Source organism: Acidovorax sp. M14 (assembly GCF_049331375.1).
Classification (GTDB): domain Bacteria; phylum Pseudomonadota; class Gammaproteobacteria; order Burkholderiales; family Burkholderiaceae_C; genus Acidovorax.
Window position 1 is genome coordinate 2230422 of sequence record NZ_CP186263.1, and the last position, 25370, is coordinate 2255791.

21 protein-coding genes and 1 pseudogene are annotated in these 25370 nt (G+C 65.4%); 16 read left to right on the forward strand and 6 right to left on the reverse strand.

What is annotated here, in order from left to right; translation table 11 throughout:
* The first annotated feature begins 27 nt into the window (after positions 1-27).
* From ACOYR4_RS10205 to pcaC, 6 genes are all read left to right on the forward strand, one after another.
* Complete coding sequence (locus tag ACOYR4_RS10205) at positions 28-969, forward strand: Bug family tripartite tricarboxylate transporter substrate binding protein (protein ID WP_422849445.1); 942 nt, start codon at positions 28-30, stop codon at positions 967-969.
* A gap of 40 nt (positions 970-1009) precedes the next feature.
* On the forward strand, positions 1010-1963 hold the full coding sequence (locus tag ACOYR4_RS10210; RefSeq protein WP_422849644.1) for a tripartite tricarboxylate transporter substrate binding protein: 954 nt from the start codon (positions 1010-1012) through the stop codon (positions 1961-1963).
* A 3-nt stretch (positions 1964-1966) separates the two neighbouring features.
* Complete coding sequence (locus tag ACOYR4_RS10215; RefSeq protein WP_422849446.1) at positions 1967-2875, forward strand: amidohydrolase family protein; 909 nt, start codon at positions 1967-1969, stop codon at positions 2873-2875.
* Between the two features lie 20 nt (positions 2876-2895).
* A complete protein-coding gene (locus ACOYR4_RS10220) occupies positions 2896-3813 on the forward strand; it encodes an SMP-30/gluconolactonase/LRE family protein (protein WP_422849447.1) in 918 nt (305 codons plus the stop codon).
* Between the two features lie 175 nt (positions 3814-3988).
* A complete protein-coding gene (gene katG / locus ACOYR4_RS10225) occupies positions 3989-6190 on the forward strand; it encodes a catalase/peroxidase HPI (RefSeq protein ID WP_422849448.1) in 2202 nt (733 codons plus the stop codon).
* Between the two features lie 183 nt (positions 6191-6373).
* Positions 6374-6769 carry a 4-carboxymuconolactone decarboxylase gene (gene pcaC / locus ACOYR4_RS10230; RefSeq protein ID WP_422849449.1) on the forward strand — a complete coding sequence of 132 codons (396 nt, stop codon included), beginning with the start codon at positions 6374-6376 and terminating at the stop codon, positions 6767-6769.
* Positions 6770-6811: 42 nt separating this feature from the next.
* Here the strand turns inward: pcaC and ACOYR4_RS10235 are convergent, their stop codons facing one another.
* Positions 6812-7357 (reverse strand): LuxR C-terminal-related transcriptional regulator, encoded by a 546-nt coding sequence (locus ACOYR4_RS10235; RefSeq protein WP_015014316.1) that lies wholly within the window; start codon positions 7355-7357, stop codon positions 6812-6814.
* Positions 7358-7432: 75 nt separating this feature from the next.
* On the opposite strand from ACOYR4_RS10235, the gene ACOYR4_RS10240 reads away from it, so the two are divergent.
* Both ACOYR4_RS10240 and ACOYR4_RS10245 read left to right on the forward strand, forming a co-directional pair.
* Entirely contained in the window at positions 7433-8140 is a 708-nt protein-coding gene (locus ACOYR4_RS10240; RefSeq protein ID WP_309823868.1) for a CoA transferase subunit A, read from the forward strand.
* Between the two features lie 2 nt (positions 8141-8142).
* Positions 8143-8781 (forward strand): 3-oxoacid CoA-transferase subunit B, encoded by a 639-nt coding sequence (locus ACOYR4_RS10245; protein ID WP_015014314.1) that lies wholly within the window; start codon positions 8143-8145, stop codon positions 8779-8781.
* A gap of 124 nt (positions 8782-8905) precedes the next feature.
* Here the strand turns inward: ACOYR4_RS10245 and ACOYR4_RS10250 are convergent, their stop codons facing one another.
* Both ACOYR4_RS10250 and ACOYR4_RS10255 read right to left on the reverse strand, forming a co-directional pair.
* Positions 8906-9202: a DUF4148 domain-containing protein gene (locus ACOYR4_RS10250; protein WP_110958833.1), complete on the reverse strand. Its 297-nt coding sequence runs from the start codon at positions 9200-9202 to the stop codon at positions 8906-8908.
* Positions 9203-9292: 90 nt separating this feature from the next.
* Positions 9293-9580: a hypothetical protein gene (locus ACOYR4_RS10255; protein WP_015012218.1), complete on the reverse strand. Its 288-nt coding sequence runs from the start codon at positions 9578-9580 to the stop codon at positions 9293-9295.
* 531 nt (positions 9581-10111) lie between these two features.
* Between ACOYR4_RS10255 and ACOYR4_RS10260 the strand changes: the two genes are divergently transcribed.
* The 4 genes from ACOYR4_RS10260 (at position 10112) to ACOYR4_RS10275 (ending at position 17415) form a co-directional block, all read left to right on the forward strand.
* Positions 10112-11422 (forward strand): HD-GYP domain-containing protein, encoded by a 1311-nt coding sequence (locus ACOYR4_RS10260; protein WP_343735820.1) that lies wholly within the window; start codon positions 10112-10114, stop codon positions 11420-11422.
* Positions 11423-11655: 233 nt separating this feature from the next.
* A complete protein-coding gene (gene imuA / locus ACOYR4_RS10265; protein WP_343735819.1) occupies positions 11656-12594 on the forward strand; it encodes a translesion DNA synthesis-associated protein ImuA in 939 nt (312 codons plus the stop codon).
* Positions 12557-14131, forward strand: a complete 1575-nt coding sequence (locus ACOYR4_RS10270; protein ID WP_422849450.1) for a DNA polymerase Y family protein — start codon at positions 12557-12559, stop codon at positions 14129-14131. The genes imuA and ACOYR4_RS10270 overlap by 38 nt, the downstream gene beginning before the upstream one ends.
* Positions 14132-14151: 20 nt before the next feature.
* Entirely contained in the window at positions 14152-17415 is a 3264-nt protein-coding gene (locus ACOYR4_RS10275; protein WP_422849451.1) for an error-prone DNA polymerase, read from the forward strand.
* Between the two features lie 72 nt (positions 17416-17487).
* Here ACOYR4_RS10275 and ACOYR4_RS10280 read toward each other — a convergent pair whose 3' ends face one another.
* Together ACOYR4_RS10280 and ACOYR4_RS10285 are read right to left on the reverse strand one after the other, a co-directional pair.
* Positions 17488-18057 (reverse strand): YdeI/OmpD-associated family protein, encoded by a 570-nt coding sequence (locus ACOYR4_RS10280; RefSeq protein WP_422849452.1) that lies wholly within the window; start codon positions 18055-18057, stop codon positions 17488-17490.
* 156 nt (positions 18058-18213) lie between these two features.
* Complete coding sequence (locus ACOYR4_RS10285) at positions 18214-19596, reverse strand: lytic murein transglycosylase (protein ID WP_422849453.1); 1383 nt, start codon at positions 19594-19596, stop codon at positions 18214-18216.
* A 221-nt stretch (positions 19597-19817) separates the two neighbouring features.
* Here ACOYR4_RS10285 and sbcB point away from each other — a divergent pair, with 221 nt between their 5' ends.
* The 3 genes from sbcB to ACOYR4_RS10300 all read left to right on the forward strand — a co-directional run bounded on the left by sbcB (position 19818) and on the right by ACOYR4_RS10300 (position 24016).
* On the forward strand, positions 19818-21266 hold the full coding sequence (sbcB, locus tag ACOYR4_RS10290; protein WP_422849454.1) for an exodeoxyribonuclease I: 1449 nt from the start codon (positions 19818-19820) through the stop codon (positions 21264-21266).
* A 143-nt stretch (positions 21267-21409) separates the two neighbouring features.
* Positions 21410-22657: a cystathionine gamma-synthase family protein gene (locus ACOYR4_RS10295; RefSeq protein ID WP_422849455.1), complete on the forward strand. Its 1248-nt coding sequence runs from the start codon at positions 21410-21412 to the stop codon at positions 22655-22657.
* Positions 22658-22696: 39 nt separating this feature from the next.
* Positions 22697-24016, forward strand: coding sequence for a protein kinase domain-containing protein (locus ACOYR4_RS10300; protein WP_422849456.1), 1320 nt, complete (start codon positions 22697-22699; stop codon positions 24014-24016).
* Between the two features lie 101 nt (positions 24017-24117).
* Here ACOYR4_RS10300 and ACOYR4_RS10305 read toward each other — a convergent pair.
* Positions 24118-24437, reverse strand: a pseudogene (locus ACOYR4_RS10305) (IS3 family transposase); the annotation flags it as partial.
* A 102-nt stretch (positions 24438-24539) separates the two neighbouring features.
* Between ACOYR4_RS10305 and ACOYR4_RS10310 the strand changes: the two are divergent.
* A complete protein-coding gene (locus tag ACOYR4_RS10310; RefSeq protein WP_422849457.1) occupies positions 24540-25304 on the forward strand; it encodes a hypothetical protein in 765 nt (254 codons plus the stop codon).
* Positions 25305-25370: the final 66 nt, after the last annotated feature.

Sequence of the window (25370 nt, forward strand, 5' to 3'; positions counted from 1 at the left end):
GTCAATCATGCGCTGGCAGCTATTGTTTTGGTAGCGTCTGGCTCCGCCAGCGCGCAAACGGGCGCAGCAGCCTATCCGACCAAGCCTGTGAAGCTGGTGGTGGGCTTTGCCGCCGGTGGCCCTACCGATGTGGTGGCGCGCGCATTTGCCGACCACGCGAGCAAGGCGCTGGGCCAGCCCTTCATCATCGACAACAAGCCCGGTGCGGGCACCGTCATTGCCGCGCAGGCCGTGGCCAGCGCCCCGGCCGATGGCTATACGCTGCTGTTTGGTGCCACCAACCACACCATGATTCCGGCGCTGTACCAGGGCCGCGTCAAGTTTGATGCAGTGAAGTCCTTCCGCCCGCTGTGCACTGTGGCGGGCAGCCCCACGGTGCTAGTGGTGGCGCCCGGCCTGCCGGTGAAGACGCTGGCCGACTACCAGGCCAAGGCCCGTGCAGAGCCCGGACGCGTGACGGCAGGCACGGCGGGGGTGGGCAGCTCAGGCCACTTCGCCACCGAGGTGTTTGCACGCGCTCAGGGCCTGCAGCTCAACCACGTGCCCTACAAGGGCGCCGCGCCGGTGGTGACGGACCTGATGGGCGGCCAGCTCGACAGCTCGTTCGCCACCGTGGGCTCGGTGCTGCCGCAGATCCAGAGTGGCAAGCTGCGCGCCTTGGCCGTGGGCGCGCCCCAGCGCTCGGCCCTGGTGCCCGATGTGCCCACGTTTGCCGAGGCGGGCGGTGGCAACTACGCGGCTGACGTGTGGTACGGCGTGCTGGCCCCGGCGGGACTGCCCGAGTCCATCGCTCAGGCGCTGGAGCGCACGGCGGCCGACTTTGCCAAGAGTCCGTCGGCTGCCGAGAAGCTGCGCGGTATGGGCATGGAGGCTGAATCGGTCTGCGGCAACGCCTTTGCCACCCGCGTGGCCCGCGAAGTGACCACCTATAGCCAGATTGCAAAAGCGCTCGACCTCAAAGCAGATTGAGCGGCCCTGTTGTAGAACCCAGAACTGATTGGAGACACCGCTGCTTCGCTTCCTCAAACCCCTGATCGCCGCCTGCGCCCTGGCTGCTGGCGTGGCCCACGCCTTTCCTGACCGGCCCATCACCATCGTCGTGCCCTACGCCCCCGGCGGTGCGGCCGATGCCGTGGCCCGTGTGGTGGCTACCCGCCTGGGGGCCAAGCTGGGCGGCAGTGTGATCGTGGACAACAAGGCCGGTGCCAGCGGCACCATTGGCGCCAGCTTTGTGGCCAAGGCCCCGGCAGATGGCTACACCATGCTGTACGACGCCACGCCGTACTCCATCAACCCGCACCTGTTCCCCAAGATGCCGTACGCCGCCAACGCACTGCAGCCGCTGTCGCTGGTGCTGCTGGCGCCCAACGTGCTCATCGTGAAGGCCGATGCGCCCTACAAGAACGTGGGCGAGCTGATTGCCAAGGCCAAGGCACAGCCGGGCAAGATCAACTTTGCCTCGGGCGGCAGCGGCACGGTGCAGCGCCTAGCGGCAGAGCTGATGGCGCAGAAGCTGGGCCTCGATATGGTGCATGTGCCCTACAAGAGCGGCGGCCCCGCCATCACCGATGTGATGGCAGGCCAGGTGGACTTCATGTTCGGCACCGTGGCCGCCACCTACCCGCATGTGGCAGGCGGCAAACTGCGCGCACTGGCTGTGTCGGCGCCTGAACGATCCAAGCGCTTGCCTGATGTGCCCACCGTGGCCGAAGCTGCCATCCCCGGCTACGAGGCCTATGAGTGGAACGGCGTGTTCCTGCCCGCAGGCGTGCCCGCCCCCATCGCCACCAAGCTGCAGCAGGCCCTGCAAGACGTGCTGAAGGAAGACGAAGTGAAGCAGCGCCTGGCCGACCTGGGCGCACAGCCCGTGGGCTCCACGCCTGCAGAATTTGCCGCCTTCCTCAAGAAGGAAGACGCGAAGTGGGGCGAGGTGGTGAAGAAGGGCAATATCAAGCTCGACTGACCCATGACCCTGCCAGCGCTGACCACGCCCGTGCCGTACTCGGTGGGCCTGAACCGCCCACACCGCCCGTTGCCACCCGGCGCGTGCGACAGCCACATGCACATCTTTGACCCGCGCTTTGCGCCGTCAGCCCACTGGCCGCGCACGCCGCTGGTGGCGCCCGTGGCGGCGTACCGGCAGCTGCAGTCGCGCCTGGGCACCACGCGCACGGTGGTGGTTACGCCATCTACCTACGGCACCGACAACGCCTGCACGCTGGATGCGCTGGACCAGTTGGGCAACGATGCACGCGGCGTGGCCGTGGTGAGCGAGGGCGTGAGTACCGATGAACTGGCCCATCTGGCCGCACGCCGTGTGCGCGGGCTGCGGGTCAACTTTGTCTCGCCTCAATCGTGGGGCACCACCACCCCTGACATGCTGACCACGCTGGCGCGCAAGCTGGCCGAGCACCCGGCCTGCGCAGGCTGGCATGTCCAGATCTTTGCGCAGCCAGAGCAACTCATCGCGCTTGCGCCCCAACTGCGCACCCTGCCTGTGCCTCTGGTCATCGACCATCTGGGCCGCATCGACCCGGCTGAAGGCCCCGCTGCGCAGGCCTATGGCGTGGTGCGCGGCCTGCTCGATGGGGGCAACACCTGGGTCAAGCTCTCGGGTGCCTACATGCGATCGACCGTGTATGGCCCCAGCTACGCCGACATGCTGCCGTTGGGCCAGGCCCTGGTGCAGGCTGCGCCCGACCGCCTGGTGTGGGGCAGCGACTGGCCGCACACCACCGAGACGCCCGGCACCGTGAACGACGCCGATCTGGTGGACCTGCTGCAGGCCTGGGCTGGCAGCGAGGCCGCCATGGACCGCATCCTGGTCGACAACCCGGCACGGCTGTATGGTTTCGATACCGCCGCCCCCGCCTGAACGAATTGGAAAGACCCGCCATGTTTTTACTGCAAGCCCCTGAGGTCCGAGACCTCGATGTCTTCACCACCATGCCCGAGCACTTTCGCCGCCGCGAGCGCAGCGACTGGGCCGACGCCAACCGGGGCGGCACTATCACCGATTCGTTTCTGGAAGGCCCAGTTTTCGATGATGCAGGTAACCTCTACGTCAGCGACATCCCCTGGGGTCGCGTCTTTCGCATCAATCCGCAAGGCGAATGGGCGCTGGTGGCCGAGTACGACGGCGAGCCCAACGGACTGAAGTTTTTGAAGCCCGGCACGCTGCTCATCACCGACTACAAAAACGGCCTGATGCAGCTGGACGTGGCCACGGGTGCGGTCACACCGTACCTGCAGCGCCGCAACAGCGAGCGCTTCAAGGGCGTGAACGACCTGATCTTTGACGCCGAAGGCAACCTCTACTTCACCGACCAAGGCCAGAGTGGTCTGCACGACCCGAGTGGCCGCCTGTACCGCCTGCGACCCAACGGCCAGCTCGACTTGCTGCTGCACAACGTGCCCAGCCCCAACGGCGTGGCCCTGTCGCCCGATGGCCGTGTGCTGTACTTGGCCGTGACGCGCGGCAACTGCGTGTGGCGCGTGCCGCTGCTGCCCGACGGCAGCGTGGCCAAGGTCAGCCAGTTCTTTACCTCGTATGGCCCGAGCGGCCCGGATGGTCTGGCTGTGGATGCCGAAGGCCAACTGCTGGTGGCTAACCCCGGCCTGGGCTATGTGTGGGTGCTGAACCACGGGGCCGAGCCGGTGCAGGTGCTGCGCGGCGCGCCGGGCAGCTCCACCACCAATCTGGCGTTTGGCGGGGCAGGGCGCACTACGGTGTATGTCACCGACTCGACCCTTGGTCGCATCCTGCGGGCTGACATGGGGGCTCCTGGGCTGCCGCTGGCTCGCTTGCGTTGAAGTGGCCTCCTGTTTCGTGGCTCCATGGGGCGCAGTGAAATCAATGGAGTGAAGGTGTTTTATTGAAATTGACTATTGATGAGATTCAATCGATTCAATTTACCTGTCATGGTTTGCTTCCTACCATCTGTCCTGTCGATACGTTTTGCCGACGCGCTTTCACAGGAGATGACCCATGACGACAGAAGCCAAGTGCCCCTTTGACCACACCAAGGCCGCGCCCACGGGCCCCCGCAATGCCGACTGGTGGCCCAACCAGCTCAATCTCCGCCCCCTGAACCAGAACTCGCCGCTCACCGACCCGATGGGTGACGGCTTCAACTACGCCGAGGAATTCAAGAGCCTGGACCTGGCCGCCGTGAAGGCCGACCTGAGGGCGCTGATGACCGACTCACAGGATTGGTGGCCTGCAGACTTTGGCCACTATGGGCCGCTGTTTGTGCGCATGGCCTGGCACAGCGCGGGCACCTACCGCCTGGCCGACGGCCGGGGTGGCGCCGGGGCAGGGCAGCAGCGCTTTGCGCCGCTCAACAGCTGGCCCGACAACGCCAATCTGGACAAGGCGCGCCGCCTGCTCTGGCCGGTCAAGCAGAAATATGGCCGCAAGATTTCGTGGGCCGATTTGATGATTCTGGCGGGTAACGTGGCGCTCGAATCCATGGGCTTCAAGACCTTCGGTTTTGCGGGCGGCCGCCCCGACGTGTGGGAACCCGATGAGAACGTGTACTGGGGCGCTGAATCGACCTGGCTGGGCAGCGACAAGCGCTACAGCGGCGAGCGCGATCTGGCCAACCCGCTGGCCGCCGTGCAGATGGGCCTGATTTATGTGAACCCCGAAGGCCCGAACGGCAACCCCGACCCCCTCGCTGCCGCGCGCGACATCCGTGACACCTTTGCGCGCATGGCCATGGACGATGAAGAAACCGTGGCGCTCATCGCTGGCGGCCACACCTTTGGCAAGACCCACGGCGCGGGCGATGCTGCGCTGGTGGGCAAAGAGCCAGAAGGCGCAGGCATCGAAGAACAGGGCCTGGGCTGGAAGAGCAGCCACGGCACGGGCAAGGGCGGCGACACGATCACCAGCGGCCTGGAAGTGACCTGGACCACCACGCCTACGCAGTGGAGCAACAACTATTTTGAGAACCTGTTTGGCTACGAGTGGGAGCTGACCAAGAGCCCTGCAGGCGCCCACCAGTGGACGGCCAAGGCGGCAGCAGCGACGATCCCGCACGCCCACGATCCGTCGAAAAAGCTGGTGCCCACCATGCTCACCACCGACCTGTCGCTGCGCTTTGACCCGGCCTACGAAAAGATCTCGCGCCGCTTTTTGGCCCACCCTGAGCAGTTTGCCGATGCTTTTGCGCGCGCCTGGTTCAAGCTCACGCACCGCGACATGGGGCCGCGTGCCCGCTACCTGGGCCCGGAAGTCCCCGCCGAGGTGCTGATCTGGCAAGACCCGGTTCCCGCCGTGGATCACGCTCTGGTCAACGCACAGGACATCGCCGCGCTCAAGGCCAAGGTGCTGTCATCGGGCCTGTCCATTCCAGAATTGGTGTCTACGGCCTGGGCCTCAGCCTCCACCTTCCGGGGCGGCGACAAGCGCGGCGGTGCCAACGGCGCGCGCATCCGTTTGGCGCCGCAGAAGGACTGGGCCGTGAACCAGCCTGCGCAGCTGGCCAAGGTGCTGGGTCAACTCGAAGCCATCCAGCGCGACTTCAATGCCGCGCAGACGGGCGGCAAGAAGATCTCGCTCGCTGACCTGATCGTGCTGGCCGGTGGCGCCGCCGTCGAGGCTGCAGCGAAGAATGCCGGGCAGGAGGTGACCGTGCCTTTCACCCCCGGCCGCACCGATGCCTCGCAGGAGCAGACTGATGTGCCTTCTTTCGAGGTCATGGAGCCTGTGGCCGATGGCTTCCGCAACTATGTGCGTCCTGGCCTGGAAGGCGCCGTGGCCGAGCTGCTGGTGGACCGCGCCAATCAGCTCACGCTGACAGCGCCCGAAATGACGGTGCTGGTGGGCGGCTTGCGCGTGCTGGGTGCCAATGTGGATCAGGCGGCCCATGGTGTCTTCACACAGCGCATCGGCACTTTGAGCAATGACTTCTTTGTGAACCTGCTCGACATGCGCACCCAATGGCAGAAGTCGGCGGGCGCAGCAGGTGTGCTGGACGGTGTGGACCGCAGCACCGGTGCCAAAAAATGGACCGGCACGGTGGCCGACCTGGTGTTTGGCTCCAACTCCGTGCTGCGCGCGCTGGCCGAGGTCTATGCCAGCAGCGATGCGCAGGCGGTGTTTGTGCAGGACTTCGTCAAGGCTTGGACCAAGGTGATGAACCTCGACCGGTTTGACCTGGTCGCAGGCGGCGCCAGCGCCTGACCCTAAGGGCTTCTGCTCCATGCCGTTGAAAGGCGGCATCGGGTGGGCTGAGCATGCCTTGATCGAGCCCGGTGTGTGCAGTGCACGCGCTGGGCTTTTTGTTCTGTGGTTTTCATGACGGGGGCGTTGCGCGTGCTCGCTACCATCGGGCCTTGATGTTTCAACCTTTCAAGGAGAGCGCGCGTGACAGCAAACCCGTCCAAAGACTACGAAAAAGGCCTGGCCACCCGCCGCGAGGTCATGGGTGATGATTTTGTGGACCGTGCGCTGGGCAACGCCACATCCTTCACGCAGCCCATTCAGGAATACATCACGCGCAATGCGTGGGGCGATGTCTGGCAGCGCCCTGGGCTGGACCGCAAGACTCGCAGTCTGATCACGGTTTCCATGCTGATCGCGCTGGGCAAGCAGCACGAACTCAAAGGCCATGTGCGTGGCGCGCTGAACAATGGCGCCACCGCAGAGGAACTGCAGGAGGTGCTACTGCACGCCAGCGTCTATTGCGGCCTGCCGACGGCGGTAGAAGCGTTTCGCACTGCCGCCGAAGTCATTGACGGACCTGTCGGACCTGCCAAGTAGCAGGCCCACGACTGGTGGGTGCGACGCACAGGTCGCCCCGCTTCAGCCGCCTGCCAGCAGTTTTTGCACCAGGTCGGCTGCGGTGGATGCGTTGTACTTGCGCATGAGGCGCGCGCGGTAGATCTCTACGGTGCGGTGGCTGATTTCCAGCGCCCGGCCAATCTCCTTGGAGGTCAGGCCTTCCAGCAGGCGGGCTGCCACTTCGCGCTCACGGCCCGTGAGTTCTGCTTTCACGGTGCGCTGCGAACTGAGGTCTTCAAAGCTCCAGATGCCGGATTCATGTGGGGCATTGCGGTTGAGTGCGCGGCCCGACACGTGGCACCAGAAGACCTCGCCATTGGCGCGCTTCATGATGCGGTTGTCCGCATAGTGGCCCTTGGCGTTCAGGATGGGCTCCATGTGTGCGCCCAGGCGCTCGTACTCGTCAGCGCTCGGATAAAGTATCTGGAACGACTGGCCGATCAGCACCTCGCGTGAGGCACCGAACATCTCGCACACATGGCGGTTGCAGTCGACCATGGTGCGGTTGCGCGACAGCACCAGCCCCACGGGAGCCATGTCAAAAGCGAGCCGGTAATCCACTTCCATAGTGCTAATCTTTACGGAAAACTACTTATTTAAGTACGTAGTATCGTAGCGCATCCCATTCATAAGGAGATCGTGGTGAACAAGATATTCCCCTCCGCAGCCGAAGCCCTGAAGGGCGTGGTTGCAGACGGCCAACTCATGGCTGTAGGCGGTTTCGGGCTGTGTGGCATTCCTGAAGCCTTGATCGACGCGCTGCGCGATTCGGCCGTCAAGAACCTCACCGTGATCTCCAACAACGCGGGCGTGGACGGCTTTGGTCTGGGCAAGCTGCTCGAAACCCGCCAGATCAAGAAGATGATCTCGTCGTACGTGGGCGAGAACAAGGAGTTCGAGCGCCAGTACCTGGCGGGCGAACTGGAGCTGGAATTCACCCCCCAGGGCACGCTGGCCGAAAAGCTGCGCGCAGGCGGCGCGGGCATTCCGGCCTTCTTCACCAAGACCGGCGTGGGCACCATCGTGGCCGACGGCAAGGAGCTGCGCGAGTTCGATGGCGAAACCTATGTGATGGAGCGCTCCCTGGTGCCCGAAGTCTCGCTGGTCAAGGCCGACGTGGCCGACAAGTCGGGCAACCTGCGCTTCAACCTTACCGCGCGCAACTTCAACCCCGCCGCCGCCACTGCAGGCAAGGTCTGCATCGTCGAAGTGGAAAAGATCGTGGAAGTGGGCGAACTGGCCCCCGACGACATCCACCTGCCTGGCATCTACGTGCACCGCATCGTGCTCAATGCCAACCCCGAAAAGCGCATCGAAAAACGAACGATCACCGAGAAAGCAGGAGCCTGACCATGCCGTGGACCCAAGACCAGATGGCCGCCCGTGCGGCCCAAGAACTCGAAGACGGCTTTTATGTGAACCTGGGCATCGGCATTCCCACGCTGGTGGCCAACTTCACCGGTGACAAGGAAGTGTGGCTGCAGTCCGAGAACGGCATGCTGGGCATCGGTCCCTTCCCGACCGAAGACCAGGTGAACCCGGACCTGATCAACGCCGGCAAGCAGACGGTGACGACCATCAAGGGCTCGTCCATCTTCGGCAGCGACCAGTCGTTTGCCATGATCCGTGGCGGCAAGATCAACCTGTCCATCCTGGGCGCCATGCAGGTCAGCGAAAAGGGTGACCTGGCCAACTGGATGATTCCCGGCAAGATGGTCAAGGGCATGGGCGGCGCCATGGACCTGGTGGCGGGCGTCAAGCGCGTGATCGTGCTCATGGAGCATGTCGCCAAGAAGAAGGATGGCACCGAGGACCTGAAGATCCTGCCCCAGTGCACCTTGCCCCTCACGGGCGTGGGCGTGGTGGACCGCATCATCACCGACCTGGCTGTCCTGGACGTGACGCCTCAGGGCCTGAAGGTGGTGGAGCTGGCTCCCGGCGTGACCTTTGAGGCTCTGCAGGCCAAGACCGGCGTCACGTTGATCCCCTGAGCGTTGGGCCACTATCGTAGTGGCGCCACAAAAAAGGCCGGGGCCCCTCACAGGGCCCCGGCCTTTTGCATTTGCACGGTTCTTTCACAAAGCCCCCATGCCGTACGCACGGGGCCTGCGGCAATTACATCGCGTTGCCGATTTCGCCCGAAGAGATCTGGCCGGTGCGCAGGGCTTCAGCAGCCTGGGCACGCACAGCAGCGCGGTCAGCGGTGGACTTGTAAGTCACCACACGCGAACCAGCAGGCTCTTGGCTGCGGGTTTGTGCCACGGTAGCGGCTTCAGCAGCCACTTCAGCACGGGTGCGGTTGGTTTCGAACTTGGTGGCGAACTGCGAAGCATCGGCTTCATCAGCGTGGGCGCCAAAAGCGGCGAAAGCGGCAACAGCAGCAACGGACAGGAAACGGACAGCCTTGTTCATGGTGAAACTCCGGAAAATTTGAAAAAGAGGGACTTGGGTACTGAGAGATACGGCGCAACCAGAGCGGCAGATTCAGCCGCCCCTGGTCAATCAGCCGCGCTCACCCGAAGAAATCTGGCCGGTACGCACGGCTTCAGCAGCCTGGGCACGCACGGCAGCACGGTCAGCCGTGGACTTGTAAGTCACCACACGCGAACCAGCGGGTTCGATGCTGCGGGTCTGGGCCACGGTAGCGGCTTCGGCTTGCACTTCAGCGCGGGTGCGGTTGGTTTCGAACTTGGTGGCGAATTGCGAAGCATCGGCTTCGTCAGCCTGGGCACCAAAAGAAGCGAAAGCAGCGACAGCGGCGATGGAGAGGAAACGTGCGGTGTTGTTCATGATGGAAATCCTTGAAGTTAAAGAAGCGGCTCAAAAAAACCGGAACAAAGCGCCAAAAACAAAGAAAGCTGCCTGGGACCGGGTTCGGTGAGTCGCCTTGCGGGTTCGGCTCATCGATGGGGTGAACTGTACGCCGGTGGGGGGCAGAGAAAAACCACCGAGTCGCGAACTAACTGTTCCAGTATTGTGAACAATCCGCGCGGAACTTTTCAGGGTTTACCCAAGACTGACTGACTGAGGGCGCCAAAAAATGGGCTTTCGGCGACATTGCCTCATGGAAACCCTGATTTCCATTTGGGACAATGACATTGGGGTGACAAGGGGCTTTTCTACCCCTGAAAGCCCGGGCGGAATCGGGTCTTGCACAGGGGAATATGGGCGTGCAATGCGTTCTATGCGGCCAAAACAAGTGCAGGCAGCAGGGCCTGCCACTTGATGTGCATCAAGATTGCGTGTCTGTATCGCGCCATGCGAGTCAGTGCCTTGCAAGAGAACCCCATATAGTGCGAAGTAACGATTTGTGTTGCTTGCATGACCGATATTCTTCTTTCAGCGGATGCCGAGGACGCTGACAGTCCCCATTACTTGCGTGCGCTGACCGACATGGCCGACCGGCGTACGGTGGTCGCAGGTGCTGCCATCTACACCGACAACGGCATCAAGCTGGTAGAGAAGGGGGCACGCATCGACAGCCGTCTGTACGACCGCCTGGTACAGCACAAGCTGCGTGAACCCATTGATCGCCATCTGTCCATCGAAAACCCGGTGGACGTACCGGCCCTGCTGGCCCTGGGCCAGACGCTCATCGAGCAGGAAACCCTGCCCGCCATGCTGGCCGAGGCATTGGGCTCAGGCGCCCGGTTGCTGGCACCCCTGCGTTCCCTGCCATTGCCTTCTGCCATGGCCTGCAAGCTCACGGTGATGCGGGACCAGCGGCCCACGCTGTTCCAGCACAGTCTGGTGATGACCACCGTGGCGGTGTTTCTGGCGCTCAAAAGCGGGCTGAGTGAGCGCGACTGCAGCACGGTGGCGGCCGCTGCGCTGCTGCATGACCTGGGGGTGCTGCACATGGACCCGGCCTGGGACGACCCGGACCACAAGGTGGTGGGGGTAGGGCGCAAGCACCTGGTGGCCCATCCCATCTCGGCCATGCTCATGATCCGCGACACGCAAGCCTACCCACGTGCCGCCGAGGTCGCTGTGCTGGAGCACCACGAGCGTATGGACGGCAGCGGTTATCCGCGCGCCTTGCTGGGGGCCGACATCACGCCCATGGGCCGCATCCTGCTGCTGGCCGAGGTGGTGGCCGCCTTCTACGAAAAATACGACGACATGCCCGCACAGCGGCTGTCGCTGGTGCTGCGGCTCAATCACCGCAAGTTTCCTTCGGCATTGGTGGCGTTCATCCTGCCACTGCTGCAGGAGGAGGTGGCCCGAGAATCGGCCTTAATGCCCCTGGGTAACGACGCCCCGCGCCAGATCGAGTTGCTGGCAGAAGCCTTTGCCTACTGGGATGAACTCAAGGCTGCGCTGCCCCCAGATGCGGCTGCCAAGGCACCGGCGGGTTGTGCTTTCCGTTTTGCCGACTCTCGTCTCCTGGCATTGCAAAAAGCCTTGATCGAAGCTGGATCACATCCCCAACATCAAGGCGAATTGCTGGCGCAGCTGCAAGGTGACGCCATTGGCATGGCCGAGGTCGCTCTGGTGGGGCGCGAGGCCTTGTGGCAGCTGCAAAGCATCCTAAACGCCAGCCACCGCCGCTGGCCCCAGCTCTCGGACCGGGCTACACCTGCCGATGCGGCAGTGGCGGACTGGTGCGACTGGGCGATGCGTACGCTGTAAACCGACTCTTGGGTCTACACCACCAAACCGGGGCTCTTCTTTAAAAGGGCATCACTGTTTGGTGGCGCTTACTAGCGCCCTTCAGCGCCGCCCTGAACGCGTGGGCGGTGGGCCGGCCTGCGTCGGCGTTCGCATACCAACGTCCTGGGTGAGTCTTCGCCTTTAGACCCACCCAAGCAGCAAAATACTGGTTATATTTACAGTATTCTTGTTGCCTGAATCCCCCTACGACCATGCCTGCGCCACGCCCTTCCTTGCGGCTTGCGTCCCCTTTGCCCGCCTCCATTCCTGGGGTGTGGCATGCCGACGCGTTGGGGGCCGGCACGCCGCGTGTGCTGCCCACGGGGTATGCCGCGCTGGATGCCGAGCTGCCGGGCGGTGGCTGGCCTGTGGGAGCCCTGAGCGAGGTGCTGCAGCCCCTGGCGGGCTTGCATGAATGGCAACTGGTGCTGCCTGCGCTGGTGCAGGCCACGGCAAAACAAAGTGGGGCCATCGTGCTGGTGGCGCCGCCCTGTGAGCCTTTTGGCCCGGCCTTGCAATCGCAGGGCTTGCGCGCAGAGCGGGTGTGTGTGGTGCGCGCCGACTCCCCCGTGGCCGCCTTGTGGGCGGCTGAGCAGGCGCTGCGCTGCCAGGGCGTGCTGGCCGTCATGGCCTGGTTGCCCCAGGCGCAACCTGCGGCACTGCGGCGGTTGCAACTGGCGGCGGCCCAGCAGCAGCAATTGTTGTGGGTGTTTCGTTCGGTGGCCGCCTCGTTGCAGGCGCAGCAAGTGCCGCATGCGTCGCCCGCCCCGTTGCGGCTGCAAGTGCAGGGGCTGGCCCTGCCAGGGGATGCCGCCGCTGCCCCTGGCATGCAGGTGCAGATCCTCAAGCGCCGGGGGCCTCCGCTGGCGCAGGCACTCCACCTGCCGGGCTGTCATCCGCAGTTGGCGCAGGTGCTGGTGGCGCAGGCTGAGCGGCGCCGTGCGGCGCAAGAAGCCGCCAGGGCTCTGCTGGCAGGGCGCCAGCCTGCGTCCGTCCGTGTAGTCGGGGCCTTGGCGGGGGCGCTCGCGCGCCACGCGCCCCCAGCCCAGCCCCCAGGCCAGCCCGGAGAGCAGCCAGGGGGCCGACCCGGAGGCCGACCAGAAGGGAGCAGGCATGCACTGGATCGCTCTGCCATTGCCCTGGTCCGATGAGCCTGCCGCCTTGCCAGGTACGGGTATGGGCACGGACAAAAGTGCTGGCGCACTCCAGGCCGCCGCTGGCTGGTGGGCCTTGCGTTTCACGCCACGTGTGGCACTGGCCGATGGCGAGGCGGTGTTGCTGGAGGTGTCCACCACCGAACGCCTGTGGGGCGGGCGCGAGGCGCTGCAGACCCTGGTGCTGCAAGCCTGGGCCGAGGCTGCTGCCCGGTGCGAAGGGGAGGGCGCTGCGCCTCCACGCGTCCGCAGCGCGGAAGGGCTTGCCCCTTCCTGTGGACAGACCCCGGCTTTGCCGCTTCATGCGCCGACGGTGTGGGGCACAGGCCCCACCGCCCTGGTGGCCCATGCCAGGCTGCGCATGGCACTGGCAGGGCGCCCCTGCCCACCGCAGAGCTGGGTAGAGAGCCTGCCCTTGCACACGCTGACAGCACTGCGCCCCCATGTGGCCAGCCTGGAGCGTATGGGCTGCCGCACCTGGGGCGCGCTGCGGGCCTTGCCGCGTGCGGGCGTTGCGCGGCGCCTGGGCGCGGGCGTGCTGCAGGTGCTGGACCAGGCCCTGGGCGATGCCCCAGAGGCCCATGCCTGGCTGCAACTGCCTGAGCAGTTTGTGTTGACCACCGAGCTGCCCGCCCTGGCCGCGTCGGCCGACGCACTGCTCTGGAGCGCCAGCCGCAGCCTCACGGTCCTCCAGGCCTGGCTGCAGGTGCGCCAGCAGGGCGTGCTGGCGTTGGAGCTGTCCTGGCGCCACGACCTGCGGCGCATCGATGGTGTGGTGCTGCCCCCCACCCAGGCGCTACAGGTGCGCACCGCCCAGGCCACCCACGACCTGGCGCACCTGCGGCGCCTGCTGGCCGAAAACCTGGCGCACACCAAGCTGGCCGCCCCGGTCCACCAGATCACGCTGCGCCTGCTCGAATCGGCCCCGCTGCCGCACCGCAGTGCCAGCCTGCTGCCCCCGGGGGAGGTGGGCGGGCGTGACCCCACAAGCCATGGCAGCACCGACCCGGCCGGTACCCCCGGCGAGGCCCTGCACCAGCTGCTGGAGCGCCTGTCGGCCCGCCTGGGGGCCGACCACGTGGTGGCCCCGGTGCTACTGGCCGATCACCGGCCCGAACGCATGCAGCAGTGGCGCCCGGCGGCGGAATGGCTGGGCACCCCCGCCCGTTCTGCAGGCCCTCATGCTGCTGGCGGGGCTTCGCAGGGCATTGCGCCGGATGCCCCCCTGCTGCCTACCTGGCTGCTGAACCCGCCCCGGCAGCTGGCCGTGCAAGGCAACCGTCCTTGCCATCACGGCCTGCTGCGCCTGCTGGCCGGGCCCCACCGGTTGGAGGCGGGCTGGTGGTCTGCCATGGACGACGGTGTGAACCCAGCACACCCCAGCGCAGGCCTGGCCCTGCGCGACTACTTTGTGGCCCACAACGACGTGGCGGGACTGGTGTGGGTGTTTCGCGAGCGCCTGGTTCCTGCGCTGGATGGCACGCCAGCGGTGGCTCGCCCACACCGCTGGTTCTTGCACGGAATCTTTGGGTGAGCGGGCAGGGGGGGTTGTGCATGGGTTTGACGCACCGACATCCTTCACAGGCCACTGCGGTGCCAGGCCCCGCAGCGGGCGCGGGCGAGCTGCCGGGCTATGCCGAGCTGCATTGCCTGTCCAACTTCAGCTTTCAGCGCGGCGCATCGCACCCGCAAGAGCTGGTCACGCGTGCAGCCCAACTCGGCTACCAGGCGCTGGCGTTGACCGACGAATGCTCGGTGGCCGGGGTGGTGCGCGCCTGGGGTGCGGCCAAGGCCTGTGGCCTGCACCTCATCGTGGGCAGCGAGTTCTTGTGGGGTGACCTGCGGTTGGTGGCACTGGCACGCGATGCCGAGGGCTGGGGCAACCTGTGCGAGTTCATCACCGCCGCCCGGGCCGCCGCGCCCAAGGGGCAATACCGTGTGGCAGCAGGCAGCCCCTGGCACTTGCTGCAGGGGTGCGAGCTGCTGCTGGCACCTTGTCGCCAGCGCTTTGATGCTTCTGATTTTGTAGCAATCAGCGCATGTATCACTAGCGCTACCAGCCAATTGGGCTCTCAAAAGGCTCCGCATGTGTGGCTGGCGGTCGAATTGCACCAGGCCGCCGACGACAGCCTGTGGCTGGCCACGCTGCAGCGCGTGGGCGCTGCACTGCAGCTGCCGCTGGTGGCGGCGGGCGACGTGCACATGCACGCCCGCTCGCGCAAGCCGCTGCAGGATGTGATCACCGCCGTGAAGCGCGGCTGCACCGTGGCCGAGTGCGGCTTTGCGTTGCAGCCCAACGCCGAGCGCCACCTGCGCCAGCGCGTGCGGCTGGCAGGCATCTACCCGCCCGAGTTGCTGGCGGCCACACTTGTCGTGGCCGGGCGCTGCACTTTCAGCCTGAGTGAGATCCAGTACCGCTACCCGCTGGAGACCGTGCCCGAGGGCATGACACCTGCCCAGGCACTGGCCTGGCTGGTAGAGCTGGGGGTGCGAAGCCATTACCCGCTGGGCGCGCCCGAGGGCGTGCAGGCGCAGATCCGCAAAGAGCTCGACCTGATCGCGCACTGCGGGTATGAGATGTATTTCCTGACCGTGCACGACATCGTGCGGTTTGCGCGCAGCGTGGGCATCCTGTGCCAGGGCCGGGGCTCGGCGGCGAACTCGGTGGTCTGCTACGTGCTGGGTATCACGGCGGTGGCCCCCGAGCAGTCCCACCTGCTGTTCGAGCGCTTCATCAGCAAGGAGCGCAGCGAGCCGCCCGACATCGACGTGGACTTCGAGCACGACCGGCGCGAAGAAGTCATCCAGTACATCTACGACAAATACGGCCGCGACCGCGCCGCCATTGCCGCCGTGGTCACCTGCTACCGCACGCGCAGCGCCCTGCGGGATGTGGGCAAGGCCCTGGGCGTAGCTCCCGCGCTGGTCGATGCGTTCGCCAAAGACCACCACTGGTTTGACGAGACCTTTGCCACCGACCGCTTGCAGGAGCTGGCCCAGGCGGTGGGCGTGTCGCTGCACCCGCACACCGCCCGGCTGTGGCTGGAGCTGGCTGCCGACCTGAAGGACTTTCCGCGTCACCTGAGCCAGCATGTGGGCGGCTTTGTGCTGACCCAGGGCAAGCTCACACGGCTGGTGCCGGTGGAGCCAGCCAGCATGAAGGACCGCTCCGTCATCCAGTGGGACAAGGACGACCTCGATGACATGGGCCTGCTCAAGGTCGATGTGCTGGCCCTGGGCATGCTCAGCGCGCTGCGCCGCTGCCTCAACCTGCGCGCCGCCCTGCGCGGCGAGCACTGGGGCCTCAAAGACATCCCGCACGAAGACCCCGCCACCTACGACATGATCTGCGCCGCCGACACCGTGGGCGTGTTCCAGATCGAAAGTCGCGCCCAGATGAGCATGCTGCCCCGCCTGCAGCCGCGCGAGTTCTACGATCTGGTGGTCGAGGTCGCCATCGTGCGGCCCGGCCCCATCCAGGGAGGGATGGTGCACCCCTACCTGCAGGCGCGCGAGCGCCGGCGCAGGGGCGAGCCGCTGGAGCTGGAAAAGCCCGAGCTGGAGGCCGCCCTGGCGCGCACGCTGGGTGTACCCATCTTTCAGGAACAGGTCATGCAGATCGCCATGGTGGCTGCCGGGTTCTCTGCGGGCATGGCCGACGACCTGCGCCGCTCCATGGCCGCCTGGAAGCGCAAGGGGGGCGTGCATCGCTTTGAAGAGCCTCTCAAACAAGGCATGAAAGACAGGGACTACCCCGCCGAATTTGCCGACCGCATCTTCCAGCAGATGCTGGGCTTTGGCGAATACGGCTTTCCTGAAAGCCACGCCCACAGCTTTGCGCTGCTGGCCTATGCCAGCAGCTGGCTCAAGTGCCACGAGCCCGCGTGCTTTTTGGCGGCGCTGCTCAACTCGTTGCCCATGGGCTTTTACAGCGCCTCGCAACTGGTGCAGGACGCCCGCCGCCACGGCGTGCGCGTGCTGCCCATCGATGTGACCGTGAGCGACATCGACTGCACGCTGGAGGGCAACCCCGAGCCGCTGCGCCCCGCACGCGGCCTGGGCGCGCCGCCGCTGCCTCAGCCCGCTGTGCGCCTGGGCCTGCGGATGGTCAGCAGCCTGCACGCAGACGCTGCCAAGCGCCTGCTGCAAGCCCGCGCCACAGGCCCCGCCTTTGCCAGCACTGAAGACCTGGCCCTGCGTGCCCAACTGAGCCAGCAAGACCTGCAGGCCCTGGCTGCCGCCGATGCCCTGGCCAGTCTGTCCGGCCATCGACGCCAGCAGATGTGGGACGCCGCTGCCCAGCACGCCGCGCCGCCCCTGTGGCGCGACGTGCCCGTGCACGAGGCCCCGCTGCAACTGCCCGAGGCGCCCGAGGGCGAAGAAATCCTGTTCGACTACGCCGCCACCGGCCTGACGCTGCGCCGCCACCCCCTGGCCCTGCTGCGCCCCCGCCTGGCCCGCTGGCGCCTGCAAACCGCTCTGCAACTGCACAGCATCGCCCACGGCCGCAAGGTGCGCGCCTGCGGCATCGTCACCGTGCGCCAGCGCCCCGGCACCGCCAAGGGCACCATGTTCGTCACGCTGGAGGACGAAACCGGCCCCGTTAACGTCATCGTCTGGCCCGCCATGGTCGATGTGTGGCGCAATGCGCTGCTGCGGTCACAGCTGCTGGCGGTGGAGGGGGTGTGGCAATGCAGCGCTGGCGCACCCGGCAGCACGGCCGTGGTGCGCCACCTGGTGGCCCAGCGCTTCAAGGACCTGACACCGCTACTGGGGCGCATGGGGCAGGCGCTGCAGGGGAGCCGGGATTTTCATTGAGTGCGTGCAGATGAGCTCCTGCCCGTTTCTCCGGGCGTCTTTTTGCCATTCCTGCGAGATGCTTAACGGCTCCTAGGGGTGTAGCTTTTCGCCATTGCTCAACATCTGAATAAATTCAGTGATTTTTCTTGCGCGTGTCTCGGCCTTTTTGACGTTTTGGATGCGAAACAAAATAGCAAACCTGTTTTTGCTATTGAGCGTGGCAAAAAACGCCCGGGCTTGGGGGTTGGCGTCCAGGGCCTGTTGCAAGTCGTCGGGGACTGTGGATGTGCGTGCTGACGCGTAGGCCGCATCCCATCGTCCGTCCTGCTTGGCTCGTTCGATGGCGGCGAGGCCGGCTGGTCGCATTTTGTGGGCATTGATGAGCGCCTCGGCTTTTTCCCTGTTGATCTTTGACCAGAGGCTCTTGGCAGTTCTGGGCGTAAAGCGCTGCAGCCAATAGTGCTGGTCATCCGACCGCTTCTGACCATCAATCCACCCGTGGCAAAGAGCACTCTCCAGGGCCTGTCCATAGGTGACAGTGCGCTGCTCGGCAGATTTCTTGGCCACGCGCAGCCATACGCCGGATGAGGTACTACCATGGCCCTCAAGCCAGGCCTCCCACTCCAATTGTGTCGTGAAGGTCAGCGTGGGATCGGTCATGGTGCGCTGACAAAAATCCTAACGAACGAAAAGCATTTCACCATACCCAGGGGCTGCAGCGCATGGCACCCTGGGGCTACGCTGGTCAGGGCGATTCCCACCAGCACACTGGCTTTGTGAACTGGGAGTTGCATCTGTATTCCGTGCCACCACCGCTCAGGGCGCCTGCAGCTTTTGCAGCAGCTCCAGCGTCGGATACCCGTCAGCCACCACGCCCAGGCTGCGCTGGTAGCCGCGCAGGCCTGCGCGGGTGGCGGGGCCCATCACGCCATCGGGGGTGCCGGCGGCAAAGCCTTGGCGGTTCAGGGCCTCTTGCAGGGCTTTCAGTTGTGCGCGCGACAGCGGCTCGATGTCGCGGGGCCATGGGGCGGCCACTGGGCCCCCGCCGTCGATCTGCCGCGCCAGCAGCGCCACGCCCAGCGCGTAGTTAACCGAGTTGTTGTAGCGCAGGATGGTGCGGAAGTTGTTGCCCACCAGAAACGCCGGGCCCCGTGCGCCCGCAGGGGTGACGATGGAGGCCCCGGCCAGGTCGGGCAGCGGCGCCCCGTCGATGGACCGCACCCCTTCGGTCTCCCACTGGGCCGTGGTCTGGCGCACGGCGGGGTCAGCGCGGGCGTGGTCGAAGGTGGGGGGCAACTGCACTTCGGCCCCCCAGGGCTCGCCAGACTTCCAGCCGGACCGGGCGAGGAAATGCGCGGTGGACGCCGTCACATCGGGCACGCTGCCCCAGATGTCGCGATGCCCGTCGCCGTCGGCATCTACCGCGTAGGCCAGAAACACCGATGGCAGGAACTGCGTGTGCCCCATGGCCCCGGCCCACGATCCGATCATGCGGTCGGCGGCGATGTCGCCCTGGTCAATGATGCGCAGCGCTGCCAGCAGCTCGGTCTGCGCCCAGGCGCGGCGGCGCCCTTCGTACGCCAGGGTGGCCAGTGCGTCCACCGTGCGGAAGGTGCCAAAGTTGCTGCCGTAGTTGCTCTCCATGCCCCAGATGGCGGTGACGATGCTGGCCGGCACACCGTAGCGGGCGGCTGCGGCCTGCAGTGCTGCGCTGTGCGCCGCTAACTGGGCCTGTCCCTGGGCGATGCGCTGGGGGGAGACGGCGCTGTCCAGGTACGCCCACGGGGTGCGGGTGAACTCGGGCTGGGCGCGGTCCAGCTCGACCACGCGGGGCAGCCACTGTGCCTTGCCGAGCACGTCGCGCACGGTGGTGGGGCGAATGCCTGCCTCCAGCGCTTGGGCCGAAAAGGTGCTGAGCCATTGGGCAAAGCCGGCGGTGTGGTCAGCATCGGGGCTGGCTTGCGGCTGTGTGGCGGCTGGTATGGGCGAAGCTGTCTGAGCTGGGGCCGCAGGGGCCGCCGCCACAGGTTTGGCTGCGGGTGTGGGGGTGGCGCGGGGGGTTGACGCGCAGCCCGCCAGGGCGAGGGCGGCTGCCAGAGCCACTCCGGCAACGCCTGCGGGGGCGTGGGCGCGTGGGGCGGTGAGGGGCAGGGCAGAGGCGTGCCCTACGGGGCAAGGGGAAGCAATGAAACTGGGCATGCGCCATTGTCCCGCGTAGCGACCTGCCCGCCGGGGGCGAATGTGCATCAGTCCGTACGGTGAATATGCTTACTATGTTTTTGATAGCTGCTTGCGCATGTTCCACTAGCGCTTGCGGCCAAAAACACTGAAAAATACGGTTACAGTGGCGGCTTGATCGCCTTGCGCCCCGCCCGCCGTGCGCAAGCCGCCGCCTGCAGCCCCCTGTTAGCCTACCGACCATGGCGCCCCACACCTTTCTCTGGCACGACTACGAAACCTTTGGCGCCAACACGCGCCGCGACCGGCCCGCGCAGTTCGCGGCCATCCGCACCGATGCCGAGCTGAACGAAATCGGCGAGCCGCTGATGCTGTATTGCCAGCCCGCCAACGACTATCTGCCCGACCCGGTGTCGTGCCTCATCACCGGCATCACGCCCCAGCAGTGCCTGGAGCAGGGCGTGCCCGAGCACCAGTTTGCCGCGCGCATCGAGTCCGAGTTTGCGCAGCCCGGCACGATTGGCGTGGGCTACAACACCATCCGGTTTGACGACGAGATCACGCGCTTCATGTTCTGGCGCAACCTCATCGACCCCTATGCGCGCGAGTGGCAAAACCAGTGCGGCCGCTGGGACCTGCTGGATGTGGTGCGCATGACCTATGCGCTGCGCCCCGATGGCATTACATGGCCCAAGAAGGAGGACGGCGTGACGCCCAGCTTCAAGCTGGAGCACCTGTCCAAGGCCAACGGCCTGCAGCACGATGCCGCGCACGATGCGCTGTCGGACGTGCGCGCCACCATTGCGCTGGCGCGGCTGATTCGCCAGCACAACACCAAGCTGTTCGACTTTGCCCTCAGCCTTCACAAAAAAGACCGTGTGGCCGCCGAGCTGCGGCTGCCCGCCACCACGGCCACGGCGCGGGCGTTTTTGCATGTGTCGGGCATGTTCCCCACCGAACGCGGCTGCCTGGCGGTGATGTGGCCGCTGGCCAGCCACCCCACCAACAAGAACGAGCTGATCGCCTGGGACCTGGCCCATGACCCGCGCGAGCTGGCCACGCTGAATGTGGAGGACATCCGCCTGCGCATGTTCAGCAAGGCCGATGCACTGCCCGAGGGCGTCACGCGCCTGCCCATCAAGACCATCCACCTGAACAAGTCGCCCATGGTGGTAGGCAACGTGAACACGCTCACGCTCGCGTTGGCCCAGCGCTGGGGCATCGATCTGGCCCAGGCCGCGCAGCACGCCGAGGTGGCGCGCGCGCTGCCCGACATGAGCGGCATCTGGCCGGCGGTGTTTGCCCGCCCGCAAGAGCCCGCGCCCGATGTGGACCAGGACTTGTATGGCGGGTTTGTGGGCAACAACGACCGGCGCCTCCTGAACGACCTGCGCACCCTCAGCGGCGACAAGCTGGCCAAGGCGCGTGCGAACTTTGACGACCCGCGCCTGGCCGAGCTGCTGTGGCGCTACCGGGCGCGCAACTTTCCGCAGACGCTGTCACCCGAGGAGCAGGAACGATGGGAGGCCCACCGCGCTGCCTGCCTGTTTGACGGGCAGGGCGGTGCGCGCACGGTGGAGCAACTGTTCACTGAAATCGACGAACTCTCAGAGACCGCCGACGACGAGCGCACGCAGGATATTTTGGGCGCCTTGTACGATTACGCTGAACACATCGCACCGGAGCGATGACTCTCCCTGAGGCGGTGCGCACCTTCCCCTGGAGGGGGACGCACCGGTGGCCAGGCAAAGCCAGTTCCATGGCTGCGTTGGCCTCTGGTGCCCAGTAACGCCAGGCCTTTTGTGCAGACGAAAAGAAATTGCCGCAGATTTTTATGACGACACCGCAGAACCACAGTTTCACCACCCAGATCGTGCACGCCGACCGCCTGGGCGGCGCCGAGCACGGGGCCATCCACAAGCCCATCCACACCTCGGTGCAGTACGGCTACGAGAAGGTCGAGGACCTGATCGCCGTCTTCCAGGGCACGGCCAAGGGCGGCTTCAACTACGCTCGCCAGGGCACGCCCACCACGGCGGCGCTGGAGGCCAAGATCACGCAGATGGAGCGCGGGCACGGCTCCATCGTGTTCTCCACCGGCATGGCGGGCATCTGCGCGCTGTTCCTCACGCTGCTCAAGGCGGGCGACCACCTGGTGGCCAGCCAGTTCGTGTTTGGCAACACCAACAGCGTGTTCGGCACGCTGGCCGACCTGGGCATTGAAGTGACCACGGTGGACGTGACCGACGCGGCCAATGTGGCTGCCGCGCTGCGCCCCAACACCCGCATGGTGTTTGTCGAAACCATTGCCAACCCCGGCACGCAGATCCCCGACCTGGAAGGTATTGGCGCGCTGTGCCAGCAGCGCGGCGTGCTGTACGTGGTGGACAACACCGTAGCCTCGCCCTACCTGTTCCGCGCTGCTACGGTGGGTGCTGGCCTGGTGGTCAACTCGCTCACCAAGAGCATTGGCGGGCAGGGCGATGCACTGGGCGGCGCCATCACCGACACGGGCCTGTACGACTGGTCGGGCTATCCCAACATCTTTGCGGCCTACCGCAAGGGCGACGCCAAGGGCTGGGGCCTGCAGCAACTGCGCAAAAAGGGCCTGCGCGACATGGGCGGCACGCTGTCGTCCCACGCAGCCCACCAGCTGGCCCTGGGCGCGGAGACCCTGTCGCTGCGCATGGACCGCACCAGCGCCACCGCCCTGGCGCTGGCCCAGTGGCTGGAAGCGCACCCGGCCGTCTCGCGTGTGCTGTACCCCATGCTGCCCTCGCACCCGCAGCACGCCTTTGCGCGCAAGCACCTCAAGGCGGGCTCGTGGCTGCTGTCGTTCGAGCTGCGCAACCCTGACCAGTGCCTCGCCGTGTGCAACCGCCTGCAGTTGCCCATCAAGGCCACGGGGCTGGCCGACACGCGCACGCTGATCATCCCGGTGGCGCATACCATCTTCTGGGAGGCCGGCCCCGCCGTGCGGGCCACCATGGGCATTGCCGACAGCATGATCCGCCTGTCGGTGGGCCTGGAAGAGGTGGAAGACCTGCTGGCCGACTTTGAGCAGGCGCTGGCCGGAGCCTGACCCCACCTGACTTGCCCACCCTGACACGGGAGCCCCGCCATGGCCACTGCCACCTCTGCACCGCCCGCCAACATCGGCAAGTACCGCATCGAGCGTGAACTGGGGCGGGGCGCCAGTGGCATCGTGTACCTGGGGCTGGACGGCTTCCGGGGCCGCAAGGTGGCGATCAAGCAGACCCACGCGCACCTGCTGAAGGTGCCAGAGCAAGCCGAGCGCTACCGCAAGCTGCTGCGCAACGAGGCCGCGCTGTCGGGCCGCCTGCGCCACCCCAACATCGTGCGCCTGCTGGATGCGGACGAAGAAGCGCTGCCGCCGTATCTGGTGCTCGAATACGTGGACGGCCAGCCGCTGTCCGACTTTGCGACGCCGGACACCCTGCTGCCCGTGCCCCAGGTGCTGGACATTGCCTTCAAGTGCTGCAACGCGCTCGAATACGCCTACCGCGAGGGCCTGGTGCACCGCGACATTAAGCCCGCCAACCTGATGCTGGCGCGTGGTGGCGATGTGAAGCTGACCGACTTTGGCGCGGCCCTGTCGCTGCGCAGCGATGCCACCCAGCTGTCCGGCCTGGTGGGATCGCCGTCGTACATGTCGCCCGAGCAGGTGCGCGAGCAGGACCTCACCCACCACAGCGACATGTTCTCGCTGGCCGTGGTGGTGTACGAGCTGCTCACGGGCCGGCGCCCATTTGATGGCGATACCGACTTCGCCACGCTCTACAAGATCAGCAACGAGACGCCCACGCGGCCCAGCCTGCTGCGCGCGTCGCTGCCAGCGCATGTGGACGAGGTGCTGCTGCGTGCGCTGGCCAAGCAGCCCGCCGACCGCTTTGCCACCTGGGCCGACTTTGCCCAGGCGCTGCTGGCCGCGCACCGGGGCCTGCCCCGCCAGAAGTCGCAAGACACCGAGGCCGAGCGCTTTGCGCGCCTGCGAGCACTGCCGTTTTTTGCCGACTTTCACGACGTGGCCCTGTGGGAGCTGATGCGCCTGGGCAGCTGGCGCCGGCTGGAGCAGGGCACGGTGCTGATGCGCGAGAACACGCCCGGCGACTCGTTCTGCATCCTCATCGAGGGCCAGGTGGCCGTCAGCCGCCAGGGCTGGAACCTCAGCACGCTGGGCCCCGGCGTGACGTTGGGCGAGATGACCTACTTGCGCCCCGACAACCGCATCCGCACCGCCACCGCCGTGGCCGAAACCGAGGTGCTGGTGCTCAAGGTGCGCAACCCCGCGCTGCGCGAGGCGTCGGAAGATCTGCAGTCGCGCTTTGACAAGGCCTTCATCAAGCTGCTGGTCGGGCGGCTGATCGCCACCAACGAGCAACTGGCCGAGTGGGAGCAGGGGTTGAGTGAACCGGAGTGAGGGGGCCCCGCGCGTAGGCTGGTTGATGTGGCGCTCGGTTTGGTGGAAATGGAGCTATTAAATTGATAGCTAATAGCGATTTATGGATCGCCCCGGACTCCCTAGACACTTTCGAGCCGTTGGAAATGGTATCTTTCGAACTCTACCGATGAGGTATCTCCGGCAGTGCCGTGGCTTCGCTTAGGGTTGTAAAACATCTCGATGTAGTTGAAGACATCGGCTCTGGCTTGATCGCGGGTTGGTTAGATTTGGCAGCGGATTCGCTCCCGTTTCAAAAGTTGGAAGAAGCTTTCGGCCACGGCGTTGTCATGGCAATTGCCCCGACGGCTCATGCTGGAACCAGGTTGTGAGCGCGCAGGAAGTCTTGCCATGTATGCCCAGTGAACTGACTGCCCTGATCCGAGTGGACGGTGACAGTGGCTTTCCGGTAGAAATCAGTTTCCAGAATGTCCCTCGCCGTCCAGTTTATCCCGCAGGCTTTGCGGTCTAACTTACGTTAGTTGTCCCCAAACCTGGGTTTTCAATGCAATCAGACAAAGCCGTACCCCATCTTCGGGTTGAGCGATTTATCGATCCACAAACGGGTGAGGCAACAGTGCACTACCTATGGAAGGATCGGCTGGTTTCTAAGGTGAAGTTGGCAGGGCGCGCTGCGGAGCAGGCGTCCGGCTTAACGCTGATCCAAAAGGACCTCGCAAACGCTCGTCGCTGGATAGAGCAAGCGCAACAACTCATCGGTGATGATTTCGCCCACCGGCCAGCCGATACGCAGTATGTTCATGCACAAGATCGAGCTCGATTTGACACGGCGAAGGCGCTATTTGTTGCTTCGCTTGCCTTCTACGCCAAGGCATTCACAGAAGCGAACGGGCGGAAGGCGCAGATGCAGCGCGACTGGCTGGATGAGCCTTTCCGCGAGCCTCATGATTACTACATGAATCTGCGTCACAACTTCGCTGCGCACAGCGGCGATTTGCAAGTCGAGTACGCGGAGTCATATGTGTTGCTAGTCCCCGTGTCGCGGCATGCAATGGACTTGCGATTTGCAACAAATCGAGTCCAACCCGACTTTGTACAGACTTTCGGCGAGGAGCAGCCGTTTGTCGCGCTGGTGGATCACGCCTTAGCGAAAATTTCAGAGAGGTACAGCCTTGCTGCTGAGAGGCTTGCGGCCGCTGCGGCCTCAAAGAGCCTCGCCTTTTGGGCTGCAGCAAGCTCTGGCTCTGAAGCGATCAACATGGATCCGATCGTTGCTGCGAGCAAGAAGAAGCCAATCGGCCACAAGTGATCATGTATCCGAAACCTAACCCACTGTTGCAGCCGACGCCTAGCGGCGCGGCTGAACGTAGCGGTT

Excerpts from the sequence above, each read along its gene's own strand:
- katG (WP_422849448.1), top strand. The coding sequence starts at position 3,989 with ATGACGACAGAAGCCAAGTGCCCCTTTGACCACACCAAGGCCGCGCCC.
- ACOYR4_RS10260 (WP_343735820.1), top strand. The coding sequence starts at position 10,112 with ATGACCGATATTCTTCTTTCAGCGGATGCCGAGGACGCTGACAGTCCC.
- ACOYR4_RS10235 (WP_015014316.1), bottom strand. The coding sequence starts at position 7,357 with ATGGAAGTGGATTACCGGCTCGCTTTTGACATGGCTCCCGTGGGGCTG.
- ACOYR4_RS10295 (WP_422849455.1), top strand. The coding sequence starts at position 21,410 with ATGACGACACCGCAGAACCACAGTTTCACCACCCAGATCGTGCACGCC.
- ACOYR4_RS10270 (WP_422849450.1), top strand. The coding sequence starts at position 12,557 with ATGCACTGGATCGCTCTGCCATTGCCCTGGTCCGATGAGCCTGCCGCC.
- sbcB (WP_422849454.1), top strand. The coding sequence starts at position 19,818 with ATGGCGCCCCACACCTTTCTCTGGCACGACTACGAAACCTTTGGCGCC.
- ACOYR4_RS10215 (WP_422849446.1), top strand. The coding sequence starts at position 1,967 with ATGACCCTGCCAGCGCTGACCACGCCCGTGCCGTACTCGGTGGGCCTG.
- ACOYR4_RS10280 (WP_422849452.1), bottom strand. The coding sequence starts at position 18,057 with ATGACCGATCCCACGCTGACCTTCACGACACAATTGGAGTGGGAGGCC.
- ACOYR4_RS10255 (WP_015012218.1), bottom strand. The coding sequence starts at position 9,580 with ATGAACAACACCGCACGTTTCCTCTCCATCGCCGCTGTCGCTGCTTTC.
- imuA (WP_343735819.1), top strand. The coding sequence starts at position 11,656 with ATGCCTGCGCCACGCCCTTCCTTGCGGCTTGCGTCCCCTTTGCCCGCC.
- ACOYR4_RS10245 (WP_015014314.1), top strand. The coding sequence starts at position 8,143 with ATGCCGTGGACCCAAGACCAGATGGCCGCCCGTGCGGCCCAAGAACTC.
- ACOYR4_RS10220 (WP_422849447.1), top strand. The coding sequence starts at position 2,896 with ATGTTTTTACTGCAAGCCCCTGAGGTCCGAGACCTCGATGTCTTCACC.
- ACOYR4_RS10285 (WP_422849453.1), bottom strand. The coding sequence starts at position 19,596 with ATGCCCAGTTTCATTGCTTCCCCTTGCCCCGTAGGGCACGCCTCTGCC.
- ACOYR4_RS10250 (WP_110958833.1), bottom strand. The coding sequence starts at position 9,202 with ATGAACAAGGCTGTCCGTTTCCTGTCCGTTGCTGCTGTTGCCGCTTTC.
- ACOYR4_RS10300 (WP_422849456.1), top strand. The coding sequence starts at position 22,697 with ATGGCCACTGCCACCTCTGCACCGCCCGCCAACATCGGCAAGTACCGC.
- ACOYR4_RS10275 (WP_422849451.1), top strand. The coding sequence starts at position 14,152 with ATGGGTTTGACGCACCGACATCCTTCACAGGCCACTGCGGTGCCAGGC.
- ACOYR4_RS10310 (WP_422849457.1), top strand. The coding sequence starts at position 24,540 with ATGCAATCAGACAAAGCCGTACCCCATCTTCGGGTTGAGCGATTTATC.